Genomic DNA, 14,948 nt, shown 5'->3' with positions numbered 1-14,948 from the left:
AACCGACAGTACTGCCATACCGTCGGCGAACATTAGGGTAATACAAAATTTTCTAAAAACCTAACATCACAAAAGTATGAATTTAAAAGTTCAATACAAGCATTTGTATTGTTTATTACAGCGCCTATTTGGGCCTGGAATATGTACTCGCAAGCATCTAATCATAATGAAGCTAACATTTGTAATTACATTTTTATTTTCAATTTCGGCATTTGCGGAGGGCTATGGCCAACGTATCAATCTCGAGCTGAAAAATGCAGCTATAGAAACTGTGCTGAAAGAGATCAAGAAACAATCCGGGTACGACATGTTCTATAATATAGATTTGATCAACCCATTAAAAAAGACAAATTTTCGAGTTAAGAACGCCACAGTTGACGAGGCGTTGAAGGAAGTTACGGCTAATTTAGGGCTGGAATATGCGATAGAGGAAAGAATGATTATTATTTCCAAAAGAAGGGAGAGCCGGTCCAGTCAGAATTTGATTAAAGGTATCGTTTCAGGAGAAGGAGATAAAAAACTACAGGGTGTTTCTGTCGTAGAAAAAGGGACAAGCAATGGAACGACAACAGACGTCGATGGAAATTATAGTCTCAAAGTGTCAAACCCCAAGGGAATTCTAGTCTTCTCTATCGTTGGTTATGCAAAAAAAGAAGTTCCGATTGATGGACTTCAACAGATAGATGTACAATTAACGGAAGATAAGAGCGAATTGGATGAGGTGGTCGTAGTGGCTTATGGCCATCAGAAAAAAGAGAGTATGGTCAGTTCCATTACAACAATCAATCCGAAAGAATTGAAGGGGCCAACCAGCAATCTGACAACGATGCTTGCGGGAAGACTATCTGGGGTCGTCGCCTTTCAACGGAGTGGAGAACCCGGTGCCGATAATGCACAGTTTTTTATCCGCGGTATCACAACATTTGGTAGTGGGAAGGTAGACCCATTGATTTTGATTGATGGTATGGAATCCTCTTCCAATGCGTTAGCCCGGTTGCAACCCGATGATATCTCTGGTTTCTCAGTCTTAAAAGATGCAGCGGCATCATCGCTTTATGGGGCTAGAGGAGCTAATGGCGTGGTGTTGGTGACGACGAAATCTGGTATCTCAGGCAAAACAAAATTCAATGTGAGGGTTGAGAATTCGCTTTCTTCCAATACGCAAAATTTCAAACTGGCGGACAATATCACCTATATGAAGTTGGCGAATGAAGCTGTGCTGACCAGGGATCGCTTGGGAGAGCTGCCATACAGTCAAAACAAGATTGATCGGACAATTGCCGGAGATAACCCCTTACTGTATCCAAATAATGATTGGATCGGCTTGTTGATTAAAGATTACACCCTCAACCAGCGATTTAATATGAATATGAGTGGTGGCGGGAAAAACGCACAGTTTTATATTGCGGGAACTTATAACGTGGATAATGGCGTATTAAAGTCTGATAATGGAAATAAATTCGATAATAATATTAACCTGAAAAGTTATCAGATCCGGTCAAATGTCAATGTCAAACTGACACCAACCACGGAGGGAATTGTACGGACTTCGGGCAGTTTCGATGATTATCAAGGACCAATTGGTGGAGGGGGTAATATCTTTCAGGGCGCAATAGCTGCAAATCCTGTTAAATTTCCAGCTGTTTTTCCTGCATCTGATATGCCTTATGCGCAACATCCTTTATTTGGCAATGCTAAAATTAGTGAAAGGGGAGAAGCTTTATATTTTAATCCGTATGCAGAAATGGTATCAGGATTTCAGCAGTACAACACTTCAACATTGAATGTGCAACTTGAAGTTAAGCAGGATTTCAAATTCCTTACAGAAGGACTGAGTGCAAGACTTATGGCTTATACACAACGCTATTCTTATTTTGATTTGAACAGAAGGTACAATCCTTTCTATTATCGGGCAAATGCGCTAGATGCCAAAGGTGATAAATATTCATTGGAATTGCTCAATGAGAAAAATGCAACAGAGTATCTTGATTATAATAGAGGAGATAAAGTTTCAAACACAGTCTCTTATATGGAGGCAGCGGTTAATTATAATCGTGTTTTTTCAGAAAAGCATAGTGTCGGTGCTTTATTAGTGACCCAGTTGCGGAGTTTTCTTACGGGCAATGCAGCTGATCTTCAGGCTTCGCTTCCTTTTCGCAATCAAGGGCTGTCGGGGAGATTTACGTATGGCTATGATAACAGGTATCTACTTGAAGCAAATTTTGGACTAAATGGTTCTGAACGTTTTGCGAAAAATCATCGTTATGGCTTCTTCCCTTCAATCGGGGTAGCTTGGAATGCATCGAATGAAGATTTTTTTAGATCATTAAGACAGACTATAACGAAACTAAAATTTAGAGCAACTTATGGTCTGATCGGTAACGATCAGATCGGCAATACAGATGACCGCTTCTTTTATCTGTCTAAAGTGAATCTGAGGGATGGAGGTCATGGATCAGCTTTTGGTACAAACTACACCTATAGCAAAGATGGTGTTTCGATTTCGAGATATGCCAATGAGACGATTACTTGGGAACAGGCAACAACAGTCAATCTAGGTATGGATCTTAGCCTGTTTAACAGTGTCAATATTATTTTGGATGCTTACAAAACACGCAGAAATAATATTCTGATGAATCGGGCTTATGTTCCAACGACAATGGGATTATCTGCAGGCATACAAGCGAATGTGGGTGAGGCAGAAGGAAAGGGTATTGATCTTTCGGTGGATTACAATAAGACTTTTGGTGGTATGTGGGTACAGGCAAGGGGAACATTTACCTATGCCACGAGCAAATTGCTTGTCAATGAGGAACCCAATTATCCATCCAGTTTAGCTTATCTGTCTAAAGTCGGTAATCCGCTTAGCCAATATTATGGTCTTATTGCAGAGAGACTTTTTGTCGATAATGAAGAGGTGAAAAACTCTCCAGTTCAGACTTTCGGTGAGGTTATGGGTGGAGACATCAAATACAGGGATATTAACGGGGATGGTATTATCTCTTCCTTAGACTATGTGCCATTGGGTTTACCGATGGTACCTGAAATTATTTATGGTGTTGGATTGTCGGTAGGCTATAAGAACTTTGATCTTAGTGGATTCTTTCAGGGATCCGGCCGGTCTTCTTTCTGGATTGATCCCGATAAAACTAGTCCTTTTGTTATGAATGGACCTTATCAACATGGTTTGTTACAAGCCATTGCTGATGATCACTGGTCCGAAGAGAATGGCAATATTTATGCGTTTTGGCCTCGTTTAAGTCCGAATCTAAATCAAAATAACCTCAAACCTTCCAGCTGGTGGATGCGTAATGGTTCTTTTTTACGGTTAAAAACAGTCGAATTGGGCTATAACCTCTCGAGCAAAATGCTTGATAAAATGGGCGTGGGACCAATCAGATTTTATCTAAATGCCAGTAACCTATTTGTCAAAAGTAGCTTTGATCTCTGGGATCCAGAGATGGGGGGTAATGGTCTAAGATATCCGCTACAAAAAGTATACAATTTCGGATTAAATGTCCAATTCTAATAAAAAAAGAAATTCAATATGAAAAGATATACGATTCGTTTTACCCTTTCGGCGGCCTTGCTGCTATTGATGATGAATTCCTGTAAGAAAAATTTTCTTGATGTGGTTCCGGACAATGTTTCTACCATTGATCACGCTTTTTCCAACCGGAATGAAGCAGAGAAGTTTTTGTTTACCTGTTATGACGGCCTGCCACGGGAAGGTCATCCAGAAATGAATGCGGGGCTGAATACTGGAGACGAGCTATGGATTTATTGGCCAATGCCAACGGGCGAGGATTATTCAAGTTTATCCCCTTATAATATTGCCAGGGGGCTTCAGAATAAAGATGAACCTGAATTAAACTACTGGGACGGTTATGACGGTAAGTCGATGTGGAACGGTATTCGGAACTGCAATATATTTCTTGAAAATATCGACAGGGTCAAAGATGTTGAACCCTATATGAGAGATCGCTGGATTGCTGAAGCTAAATTTTTGAAGGCTTATTTTCATTGGTACCTCTTTCGAATGTATGGTCCTATCCCTATTGTCGATAAGAACTTACCAATTTATGCTACGCCAGAGGAGGTTAAAGTAAGTCGGCAGTCAGCTGACTCCGTCGTGAACTATATTGTTAATCTACTCGATGAGGCGGCGGCAGGAGAAGGTAGTGTAGGCTTACCGGATAAGATTATAAATCAAAGTACTGAATTGGGGAGAATTACTAAACCTATCGCACTTGCAATAAAAGCAAGATTGCTTGTTACGGCAGCAAGTCCTTTGTTTAACGGAAACCCAGATTTTGCCCATATCAAGAATCGCGATGGAAGAGCATTATTTAGCGCCACCTATGATCAGAAAAAATGGGAAAGAGCCGCAGAGGCATGTAAATTGGCAATTACGGCAGCAAAAAATGCAGATATTGATTTATATCGTTTTATTTCGCCAACAAAGCCGGTCGATGATTTCACAAAAACGGAAATGAGCATCCGTAATGCCGTATGTGAGAAGTGGAACTCGGAGTTAATCTGGGGAACAACAACCAAGCCCAATGATACCTGGACGCTGCAACTCTATGCGAGTCCGCAGCTGGATCCGAATGTTCCTAATTCCGGTTTAAAAGGGCAGCTCGCGCCTACCATGAAAATGGCCGAATTGTTTTACACAGAAAATGGTGTTCCTATTATAGAAGATAAAACATGGGACTATGCCAATAGATTCCAGCTGAGGACTGCAACAGCTGACGATCTTGGGATACAGAATGGATACCAATCCGTCGGCTTACATTTTGACAGAGAGCCCCGCTTTTATGCAGATATGGCCTTTGATGGTTCTAAATGGTATATGGAGAATGGAAATTTTAACATTCAAGCCAAATCAGGGCAACATTCTGGGAAAAAGCAAAGTCGTATCTATTCGGTGACAGGTTATTACACTAAAAAATTGGTCAATTGGAAAATGGTTGCCAGTGCGACCAATATTACCGTTGAGCGCTATCCATGGCCTGTGGTGCGCTTAGGCGATCTTTATTTACTTTATGCTGAAGCGTTAAATGAAACGGATAACAAGGCTCTTGCTTTGGAGTATGTTAATATGATAAGAGACCGGGCAGGACTTAAATCTGTCGAATCGTCATGGACAAACTTCGCGAAAAACCCGAATAAATATACAGATAAGAACGGTTTGAGGGAAATTATCCAACAGGAACGTTTAATTGAAATGGCTTTTGAGGGTAGTCGTTTCTGGGACTTGAGACGTTGGAAAAGAGCGGGAGAATTTTTGAACCAACCTATCTATGGTTGGGATGTCATCCAAACGAGCTATCCGGATTATAACCGCAGGGTATTATTGTTTAATCAGAGCTTTAATAGTCCAAGAGATTATTTTTGGCCAATAAAAGACAACAGTATTTTGGTAAATCCGAATCTGGTTCAAAATGGGGGGTGGTAATAATAGCCAAGGAAAATTTAATATGAATGACTAACTAGTGAGAAAAGAAAAAATGAAACGAATAATATCTGTGTTATTTGCGGGACTATTGATCGTTGGAACGATCGGATCCTGTCGGAAAACCGAGGTGGGGACGATGGATAAAAATGATAAGCAGGCACCGGAGCCAGTAAGCCATGCTGAGGTTGAAAATTTAAATGGGGCGGCTAAAATAACCTATAGTCTACCAAAAGATAAAGATTTACTCTATATAAGAGCCGAGTATACCACCAAAGAGGGTGTTGTTCGGGCGACAAAAGTGAGCCGGTATCTGGACAGTGTGGTCTTGGAAGGATTTGCTGATACGGATGTTTACGAAGCAAGATTATACGCGGTCGACAAAAGTGAAAATGTGTCGGCGCCATTGGTCGTAAAAGTACAGCCCAAAACACCTCCATTTGATCTTGTCAAGGAAAAGCTAGTCGCGAGCGAGGCATTTGGTGGAATAGATGTTACCTATAAGAACGATATTGGCTCAGATGTCGCTATTGTGATCTTAACCAATGATAAGCTGGGCAATTTTGTGCCTGTAAAAACGCTCAGTACAAAAGCGAAAACAGGACGCTTTGGCGCCAGAGAGCTGCCATCTGTGGAAACCCGATTCGGACTGATGGTACGGGATCGCTGGGGCAACCTATCGGACACGACTTACGTGACATTAACTCCCATCTTTGAGGCTAGACTAGATCGGACAAAGATGAAAGGACTAAATATTAATGGCACGGATGCGAAAAATTATCCTGGAAATGAAGTCGAATATCTTTTTGATGGTGATGTAAGCAATACGACAGCATATCATACAACAGATCCTGTAAAGATGCCGCAGTGGTTTACCTTTGATATCGGGAAGACCGTAAAACTAAGCCGTTTAGTCTGGTTTATGAGGCAGGGATGGTACTATAATCTACATAATCCGAGAAAAGTGGAAATATGGGGTTCTAATGATCCGAGTCCGGATGGCAGTTTCACCAATTGGGTATTGCTTGCCGAACACGAACAGATTAAACCTTCTGGTTTACCTGTCGGACAGAATTCTAACGCTGATAATGAAGCAGCCTTGGAAGGAGAAACCATCAATATCCCTATAGAAGCACCTGCTGTAAGGTATATCCGGTTTAAGACCTTACAAAACTGGACCAATGGTGTTTATGTAAATTTCACGGAACTGACTCTGTGGGGGAATCCTAATCCGTAGTAATCATACTTTAAAAGAGAAAATATGAAAATAATAAAATATCTAACCTGCTTTTTTTTCTTTATCGTTGCTGGGACTATTATAATTTCCTGTACAAAAGAAGACGATTATAAGGAGATTACAAAAGATGGCGAAATTTACTATCCTGGGAGAGCAGATAGTGTAGCAGCTAATGGAGGAAGGAACAGGATTCAATTGCGGATTATTCTGGGCAATGACCCACTGGTCACTAAAGTCAAGGTGTTCTGGAAAAATAATACGGATTCCGTAGAAGCAAATGTTGTAAAGACAACTGGTAAGGATGTGGTTGATTTTATGTTCAATAACCTTACCCAAGGAGCCTATTCTTTTGAGGTATATACATATACCGCCAATAACGCGAGATCAGTCGTCAAAAAAGTGACTGGTACAGCATATGGTGATAATTATCAACGTGCATTGTACAACCGTACGATTAAATCAATTGATTTTTCTCCGGATGGAAACAAGCTTATTGTCAATTGGAATGCTGCATTAGATGGCGAAAAATCCATTGAACTAAAGTATACAGACGAAGCGGGTGTGGCACAGACAGCCATTGTTCCCGGAGGAAGTACAACTACAGAGTTGCCAAGTTATAAGAATGATACTAAACTTGTCTACAGATCTATATTTCTACCCGAGCCTAAAGCAATAGACGAGTTCACTGTCGATCAGGTCGAGACCGGGATTCCAGCATTCGAGCGCGAAGTGGATAAGGCTAACTTTAAGGTCTATTCGCTTCCTACAGATGTTCGGGATAATTGGGGGTGGCTGATGGAATATCTTTGGAATAAAGATTATGACGGTAAAGGCTTTGCTTCCACTGATGGATCTTCACAATGGTTTACTTTTGATATGGGGGAATCTGTTTCTATAAGCCGATTTAAAACCTGGCAGGCGGCAGACCGTATCTTTAGGGCTGAGAATGTGAAGAAATTCGAAATATGGGGTAGCAATAGTCCTTCTTCGGATGGCTCTTGGGGAAGCTGGACAAAACTGGCCGAATGTCAATCCATAAAACCTTCAGGATTACCGGTTGGACAAATAACCGATGGAGATATCAACTACGCAAAAGCAGGCGAAGAATTTAAACTTCCTCCGGGAACACCCAAAGCGAGGTATATCCGAATTAAAGTACTGGAAACTTGGGGCGGAGGTACATTTATCACGATGGGTGAACTGACCTTCTGGACAAGTGATCGGATCGTTAAATAGTAACCAATTTTTAGCATACACTAATACAAGAATATTTGGGGTAACACCATCAGATTTTACCCTGAAATTTATACGAAATTCAAACAGGTAATACAATGAAACCAACTATGTTTAAAAACACAATTACAACACTTTACTTAGCTCTTGCAGTCAGTGCCGCTTTAGCACAGACGAATGCTGGTTCATCTAAAATAATTAAGATCGACGGAAAAGGTACCGGACGGCTTTTTGATGGGGTCGGAGCTGTCAGTGCAGGCTCTTCCTCAAGATTGTTAATAGATTATGCCGATAAATCCAGAAGTGATATTTTAGATTACCTGTTCAAGCCAAACTTCGGTGCAGGCTTTACTTATCTTAAGACTGAAATTGGAGGGGATGGTAACACCACCTGTGGTTCGGAACCAAGTTTTGCACGAACAAGGGCGGAAATGGAAAAACCTCATTACAATCGTGGATTTGAGTACTGGCTGATGCGTGAAGCTGCAAATAGAAATCCGAATATAGAACTCGATGCCCTGGAATGGAGCATGCCCGGATGGTTTAAAGGGGTATGGTCACAGGATAATGCAGACTACCTGGTCAAGTTTATTGAAGGTGCAAAACACTGGGGCCTCAAGATGAAGTATATTTCAGGTTGTTGGAATGAACGCGATTATAACAGGGATTGGATTGTCAATGTGTTAAGACCTACACTCGATCGGAATGGCTTTAAAGATATTAAAATAAATGCACCCGAAGGTGCTGGTAAAGCATGGGAAATCAGTGATTTGCTGGTTAAAGACTCTGTGTTCAGAAATACAATTTCATCGATCAGCTATCACTATCCGGACTCCTATATGTGGGGATATAGAGGTGAAGAACCAAATCCAAATTCTGTTCTGACAGAATTACCCTTATGGTCCGGTGAGGATTTTTCATTGCCCGGAGCATCCTGGAGAAACACGACATACTTAGCCAAGAACATTCTAAAGTGTTACATCAAATGGAAAATAGTGAAAGTAAATATGTGGTGTCCGATTGCTTCAATGCCCGATATTTCCTGTTTTTCGAACGTAGGCTTGATGAAAGGGACTACACCGTGGTCAGGATATTATGAGGTGTGGCCAACGATTTGGGCAGTAGCGCATTTTAACCAGTTTGCCAAACCGGGATGGAAGTACCTCGATAGTGGCTGTGGGGAATTCAGTGGTGATGGTGCTTACTGTACTTATAAAAACATGGATGGCAGCAATGATTATAGTATTGTGGTGGTCAGCGGTTCAGAGGGGCAGAAATTAACATTCAATATCGCTGATCTTCCTAAAGATAAGTTGCATGTGTGGAAGTCGGACAGTAAAAGCCAATTTGTACAACAGGAAGATGTTTCTGTAGTCAACGGAGAAGTTACATTAGCTATTGATCCGGAGAGTATTTATACGATTACGACAACGACAGGTCAGCAAAAGGGAGCGCACAATATTCCTAAAGAAAAAGCCTTCCCAACAAAATACAGTGATAATTTTGATAATTACTCTTTAGAAAGAGCCCCGCTTTCGCCAAAATACTTTTATGACAACTCGGGGGCTTTTGAATTGGCGCAATCTGAGGGAAATAATAAATACTTAAGACAATTGCTCGTAAACGATATCACTCACTGGATTCCGGATGAATGTGCCTATACGTTTGTTGCGCAAAATACGGAATGGGAGCAGGGTGAAATTTCTTCTGATGTTTTTGTCGAAAATGATGCCTTTAATGGAGTCGGCTATGCCGGACTAATTTTGAGAGGAGCCTATGATAAAGCCAATCAATCAAATATTCCTTTCGGCTATCGTTTTAATATCTATAAAGATGGTACATGGAAACTTCAGACAAAGAAAAATATACTTGCAAGTGGAAATGTGGATACGAGTAAATGGCATAAGCTGAAGTTGACCGGAAAAGGAAGCAATATCAAAGGTTACATAGACGGCCAACTCGTTGTTGATGTACAGGATGATACCTATTCAATTGGTGCGGCAGGTTACGTATCGGGCTTTAATTTTGCTGGATTCGACAACCTTGTCCTCAACTACACTCCGGCCTCAGGCCAATTGCTGTCTGCATGGAAACCAGCGACCTCTCCAGCTGATCCCGTGGGACATAGCTTGATTGGTGCATTTGATGGAAATAGCCTTTCCAAGTGGAGTCCAAAAGCTGATGGTACCGAGCAGCATCTGGTCGTGGATCTTGGTTCTGTACAGAAAATCAAAAGATGTGAAACCTTCACGGATTTTGTGGATAAAGGAGCACAATATAAAATTGAGTATTCCGCCGACAATGTAAAATGGTCTGTTTTTGCAGATAAAACCAACAACGCTAAAATATCAATTCCATGTTTTGCTGATGAGGGCAATGCCAAAGCGAGATGGGTACGATTGACAGTGTTACCTGCCAAAGACAAGACTATTGCCAATATCTATGAATTTAAGGTTTATGGAGATTAACTAGCTTTCCACAACAAAATGAGGGATTTGAAACACGATATATCATGAAGAAACTGTTAACTGTATTTTATTTTTGCTGCTTCGCTTTTACAACTGTATCTGCTCAGCAAAAGCCCTTAAAATTGTGGTATGATAAACCAGCGGAAATTTGGGAAGCCACATTGCCGATGGGCAATGGCAGGTTGGGAATGACACCCGATGGCGGTATTTTAAAGGAGCGCATTGTCCTGAACGATATTACTCTATGGTCTGGAAGTCCGCAGGATGCCAATAATTACGAGGCCTACAAAAGCCTTCCGGCTATCCGGCAACTTATTTTACAGGGTAAAAATGATGAGGCGCAAGCATTGGTAAACAGCAATTTTGTCTGTAAAGGTGAAGGCTCAGCAGGAGAACGGTGGGGTAAATTTCAAACAATGGGTGCATTGCAGGTCGATTTCACCTATAAGGGGGATCAGGGAAAGGAACAAAAAGTTGAGAACTACCGTCGCGAGCTCCTATTGGACCAAGCCATTGCGAACTGTACATTTACACGTAATGGTGTAAATTATAAACGCGAGTATTTTACAAGTTTTGACGATGATGTCGATGTCATTCGGTTGACAGCAGACAAGCCGGGGCAGCTCAATTGTCGTATTGCGATGAATAGACCTGAACGTTATCAGGTTAATACAGTGGGCAACGAATTGCAGATGTCCGGCCAGCTCAATAATGGTACCGATGGTAAGGGGATGAAATATCTGGCTCGGGTACAGGCGAAATTGAAAGACGGAACGATCCGTCCGGAAAATAATAATCTGGTTGTTGAGGATGCTACTGAGGTGTTGATTTACATTTCTGCCGGAACCGATTTCAAGGGCTTTGACTTTGAACAAAAGACAAGTCAATTTTTGTCTGCGGCGATGAAAAAAAGTTATGATCTGCAAAAACGCAGTCATATAGTTACATTCAATAAGCTCTTTAAACGTGCTTATATTGATCTTGGAGAAGGGGCAGCTGCAGATTTACCAACAGACCGTCGGATAGCCAATTTCTACAACAATTTCAATAATGATCCATCACTCGCGACTTTGTTTTTTCAGTATGGGAGATACCTGAGCATCAGTAGCACCCGAGTGGGATTGTTGCCACCAAATTTACAGGGTCTTTGGGCGCAGGAGATCAACACACCATGGAATGGGGATTATCACCTGGATGTGAATGTACAGATGAATCATTGGCCTCTGGAGGTGGTCAATCTATCTGAACTGAATCTGCCACTTGCGGAATTGGTGAAAAGTCTTGTTGAACCGGGAAAGAAAACCGCCAAGGCTTACTATAATGCTGATGGCTGGATTGCGCATGTCATTACAAATGTCTGGGGATTTACTGAGCCTGGCGAAAGTGCATCATGGGGAGCATCAAATGCGGGCTCAGGATGGTTATGTAGCAATTTATGGGATCATTATGCTTTTACAAATGATTTAAACTATCTAAAAGATATCTATCCTGTGCTGAAAGGTTCGGCAGAATTTTATAAAAGCGTGTTAGTGAAAGACCCTAAAACAGGCTGGATGGTTACTTCCCCGTCGGTTTCGCCAGAGAATACTTTCTATATGGCTAACGGAAAGACCGCGAGCATCTGTATGGGACCTACCATTGATAATCAGATTGTGCGGGAGCTGTTTACGAATGTGATCACAGCCTCCAAAAAGCTAAAAATTGATCATGCGTTTAGACAGGATTTGGAGAATTTGCTGCAGGCGATACCACCGGCCGGAGTGATCAGCAAAGATGGACGTATACAGGAGTGGTTGGAGGATTATAAGGAAATCGAACCGACTCATCGTCACGTTTCTCATTTATATGGGGTTTATCCAGCAGCATTAATCACGCCTTTATCTACTCCCGAACTTGCGGAAGCTGCAAAAAAGACGCTTGAGGTAAGAGGAGATAATAGTACGAGCTGGTCTATCGCTTATAAAACCTTGTTTTGGGCAAGACTTCATAATGGAAACAGAGCGTTCAAATTGATCCGGGAAATGCTAAAACCGGTAGCTGATCCCAATAATATGGGCGGTGGTGGCGGTGTTTATCCGAATCTATTTTCCGCACATCCTCCATTTCAGATCGATGGCAATTTTGGTGCTACAGCTGGTATTGCTGAAATGCTTTTGCAGAGTCACGATGGCTGTATAGATCTGTTGCCTGCTCTACCTGATGCATGGAAAAATGGCGAGGTGAAAGGCCTTAAAGCGAGGGGTAATTATACGGTAGACATGAAATGGAAAGAGGGTAAATTGATCAAGTATACCATACGCTCTGCGAAGCCAGAAAAAATAAAAATCAGATTAAATGGTGGCTACCAATGGTACACCACACTTAAAAATATTTAAGTAGCTGTTCAAAGGAATGCCTCTCATGGGCATTTTTTTAAAAAACTATCATCCCCCCACCTTTATCGGTGGGGGAATAATAGTTCAGCTTTAAACGATTAATATCATTGATAGCAAACCAATAAGCGCAGCGTGTATACTGATTTTATCCTTTATCTTTTTTGTTAAAATTAAAACGTCTTGCAATACTGAATCCCCATCTAAATTGTCCTTTCCCCCATGAACTGTTGGTCTCACTGATAAACTGTGATTCTTGTATCGCTGTGGCATTTGTAAAATTGAGATGAAATATATGTCCACCTGTGTCCATTTCCAGACCAACTCCTAAAGCATTGTAGTAGCGTTGGCCAGTTACCTCTTCACGGTACTTCTTTTTCGAGGATTGAAGGAAAGGAAGGAAATAGTCGGCAACGAATGCTATCCTCTTACTGACTTTCGCCCTACCACCAATACCGATTGCAAACATGTTATTCTGATCATTATAAGCTGTATAATTACGGTGAAGATAGGAGGGTACAACGGTAAGAGACAAACTCGAACTGAATTTTCGAGCAATAATCAATTGCGTCACATAGCTCAGGCGGTCGCTGAACCGTTCGAAACTTGCCGCTGAATGTTTTTCTTCCGAAGCCTCCATCGCGGATACGACTGTGCTTCCAAAAAAGGCGATCGAAACAGGTACACTATTGTCTATTGTTTGTTCAACAAAGCGGTATTTGATATTACCTTCATAGAGTTGTCTGACTTCTGTAGCACCTTTCGCTCTGGCGATTCCGATGTTGATATTATCCGTTAAACCATAATCAAAACCGATCCTGATATCTGTTGAATTGTCAAGACCGAAGAAATTTTTTGCTCCGCCGGCACTTCCTCCAATATCCCCAAACCGGTGATCTACTCTGAAGTCCATTTCATTTCGATGAATGGTTTCAGTAGTTTTTAGATTGATCAAGTTGCCTGATTTAAATGTCGCCGTAACTTTTTCGTTCTTTGGCCCTTCAAGCTTGATCATTTTATCGAGATCTTCCTGTGCAACTACTTTCAGCGAAATAATAGATAGCATTATGCATAGTATACTTTTCATAATTGAATGGAATAATTATTAGTTATAAGCAGCTTCTATTTTTACTTTCACGACCTCCGCAATTTTCTTTCCGACGATGGAGGGAATACTGATTTTATGGTCTGCCAGTCTGACATCAAAGGCTGCGATAGCTTTTATTGCACCATTCTTCACATTGAAAGTTGCCGCGGTAGAATAGGATTTACCGACACCGTGAATTTGTAAAGTACCTGAAACATTCAATTTGTAGGTGCCATCTTTGGCTAATTTTTCACATTCTTCGATCTTACCTTTAAATTCAGAGAGCGGATATTTATCGCTCTCCATATAGTTTTCATTAAAATGCTCCTGCATCAGTTTTTTATCAAATTGAAATGAGGTAATTTTTACCCGAAAGATAATTTCTCCTGTTTTGATATTTAGGGCAGACCCCGCTAAACTGCTTTTCGCTTCTATATCTTCTAGGGGGGCACTGCTGAAAAAAGAAATGGTTGCAGCTTTGGAGACTAAGGAATTTGTCTGCTGAGCGAATGCCGCTTTACTCCATAGCAATAACAGGAGTATACTATAGATATGTATCTTATTCATATGAGTTTTGCATTAGTTTTCCGGAGTATTGCGTTTGATCCAAGCATCCAGCAATTCTATTTCTTTCGCTGTCAAGGTGCCCCCGATGGGCATCGTTTTGGTCACGAGTACGACGTTGTTAATTCTTGTAATATGATCTTTGACAGAGTTATATCCGTTAAATTCCCAGCGTGCACTGGCAGGTCGTCCGGCGGTATGGCATGACCTGCATTTGGTTTCAAAAAGTGCTTTTGCAAAATTTGTATAGGATACATTTTTTACGGTAACTTCTTCTGGCCCCGAAGGTTCAGGAGATAATTCCTCCGCTTGTTTTTTTGTACAACCTGTAAGTGCAATCGCTATTATAACAATAGTCGCAATAGTCAAGATGAACTTATTGTTCGGGATGAGCGGTCTAGCTATTTTTAGTTTTTTCATCTTTATCATTTTTTTCTCGAAGTTGATGAAGCTATCAGCTTTATTTTTTACACATTTTTATCTGCTTGTGCTTTCAGGGACTCGTTCGAATGTTTCGGACTCCGTTCAG

General features: G+C 41.2%; 9 protein-coding genes. 6 read left to right on the top strand and 3 right to left on the bottom strand.

Features of this window, described 5'->3' with window-relative positions; all coding sequences use genetic code 11:
- Window positions 1–166: 166 nt before the first annotated feature.
- From ABFX33_RS07300 to ABFX33_RS07275, 6 genes are all read left to right on the top strand, one after another.
- Window positions 167–3,529: a TonB-dependent receptor gene (locus tag ABFX33_RS07300; RefSeq protein WP_346085218.1), complete on the top strand. Its 3,363-nt coding sequence runs from the start codon at window positions 167–169 to the stop codon at window positions 3,527–3,529.
- Between the two features lie 18 nt (window positions 3,530–3,547).
- Window positions 3,548–5,461, top strand: a complete 1,914-nt coding sequence (locus ABFX33_RS07295; protein WP_346085216.1) for a RagB/SusD family nutrient uptake outer membrane protein — start codon at window positions 3,548–3,550, stop codon at window positions 5,459–5,461.
- A gap of 52 nt (window positions 5,462–5,513) precedes the next feature.
- The gene (locus ABFX33_RS07290) at window positions 5,514–6,695 is read left to right on the top strand and encodes a DUF5000 domain-containing lipoprotein (protein ID WP_257088135.1); all 1,182 of its coding nucleotides are present in this window, start codon (window positions 5,514–5,516) and stop codon (window positions 6,693–6,695) included.
- A 24-nt stretch (window positions 6,696–6,719) separates the two neighbouring features.
- Window positions 6,720–7,931 (top strand): DUF4998 domain-containing protein, encoded by a 1,212-nt coding sequence (locus ABFX33_RS07285; RefSeq protein ID WP_346085215.1) that lies wholly within the window; start codon window positions 6,720–6,722, stop codon window positions 7,929–7,931.
- 95 nt (window positions 7,932–8,026) lie between these two features.
- Entirely contained in the window at window positions 8,027–10,396 is a 2,370-nt protein-coding gene (locus ABFX33_RS07280) for a discoidin domain-containing protein (RefSeq protein ID WP_346085213.1), read from the top strand.
- 44 nt (window positions 10,397–10,440) lie between these two features.
- A complete protein-coding gene (locus tag ABFX33_RS07275) occupies window positions 10,441–12,771 on the top strand; it encodes a glycoside hydrolase family 95 protein (protein WP_346085212.1) in 2,331 nt (776 codons plus the stop codon).
- Window positions 12,772–12,916: 145 nt separating this feature from the next.
- Here ABFX33_RS07275 and ABFX33_RS07270 read toward each other — a convergent pair whose 3' ends face one another.
- From ABFX33_RS07270 to ABFX33_RS07260, 3 genes are read right to left on the bottom strand one after another with little or no spacing between them, the layout of a single operon-like run.
- Window positions 12,917–13,855, bottom strand: coding sequence for a DUF5777 family beta-barrel protein (locus tag ABFX33_RS07270; protein ID WP_346085210.1), 939 nt, complete (start codon window positions 13,853–13,855; stop codon window positions 12,917–12,919).
- An 18-nt stretch (window positions 13,856–13,873) separates the two neighbouring features.
- Window positions 13,874–14,422: a YceI family protein gene (locus ABFX33_RS07265; RefSeq protein ID WP_346085208.1), complete on the bottom strand. Its 549-nt coding sequence runs from the start codon at window positions 14,420–14,422 to the stop codon at window positions 13,874–13,876.
- 12 nt (window positions 14,423–14,434) lie between these two features.
- Window positions 14,435–14,839 carry a c-type cytochrome gene (locus tag ABFX33_RS07260; protein WP_346085206.1) on the bottom strand — a complete coding sequence of 135 codons (405 nt, stop codon included), beginning with the start codon at window positions 14,837–14,839 and terminating at the stop codon, window positions 14,435–14,437.
- Between the last annotated feature and the right edge of the window lie 109 nt (window positions 14,840–14,948).

Origin of the sequence: Sphingobacterium ginsenosidimutans (assembly GCF_039536865.1) — a bacterium.
GTDB classification, from domain to species: Bacteria; Bacteroidota; Bacteroidia; order Sphingobacteriales; family Sphingobacteriaceae; genus Sphingobacterium; species Sphingobacterium detergens.
Note: the sequence above shows the minus strand (reverse complement) of the source record. Positions and strands in the feature narration are given on the sequence as shown.

Bases quoted from the DNA above. Each gene is read 5' to 3' on its own strand.
- ABFX33_RS07295 (WP_346085216.1), top strand. From the start codon at position 3,548: ATGAAAAGATATACGATTCGTTTTACCCTTTCGGCGGCCTTGCTGCTA.
- ABFX33_RS07270 (WP_346085210.1), bottom strand. From the start codon at position 13,855: ATGAAAAGTATACTATGCATAATGCTATCTATTATTTCGCTGAAAGTA.
- ABFX33_RS07275 (WP_346085212.1), top strand. From the start codon at position 10,441: ATGAAGAAACTGTTAACTGTATTTTATTTTTGCTGCTTCGCTTTTACA.
- ABFX33_RS07260 (WP_346085206.1), bottom strand. From the start codon at position 14,839: ATGAAAAAACTAAAAATAGCTAGACCGCTCATCCCGAACAATAAGTTC.
- ABFX33_RS07290 (WP_257088135.1), top strand. From the start codon at position 5,514: ATGAAACGAATAATATCTGTGTTATTTGCGGGACTATTGATCGTTGGA.
- ABFX33_RS07285 (WP_346085215.1), top strand. From the start codon at position 6,720: ATGAAAATAATAAAATATCTAACCTGCTTTTTTTTCTTTATCGTTGCT.
- ABFX33_RS07280 (WP_346085213.1), top strand. From the start codon at position 8,027: ATGAAACCAACTATGTTTAAAAACACAATTACAACACTTTACTTAGCT.
- ABFX33_RS07300 (WP_346085218.1), top strand. From the start codon at position 167: ATGAAGCTAACATTTGTAATTACATTTTTATTTTCAATTTCGGCATTT.
- ABFX33_RS07265 (WP_346085208.1), bottom strand. From the start codon at position 14,422: ATGAATAAGATACATATCTATAGTATACTCCTGTTATTGCTATGGAGT.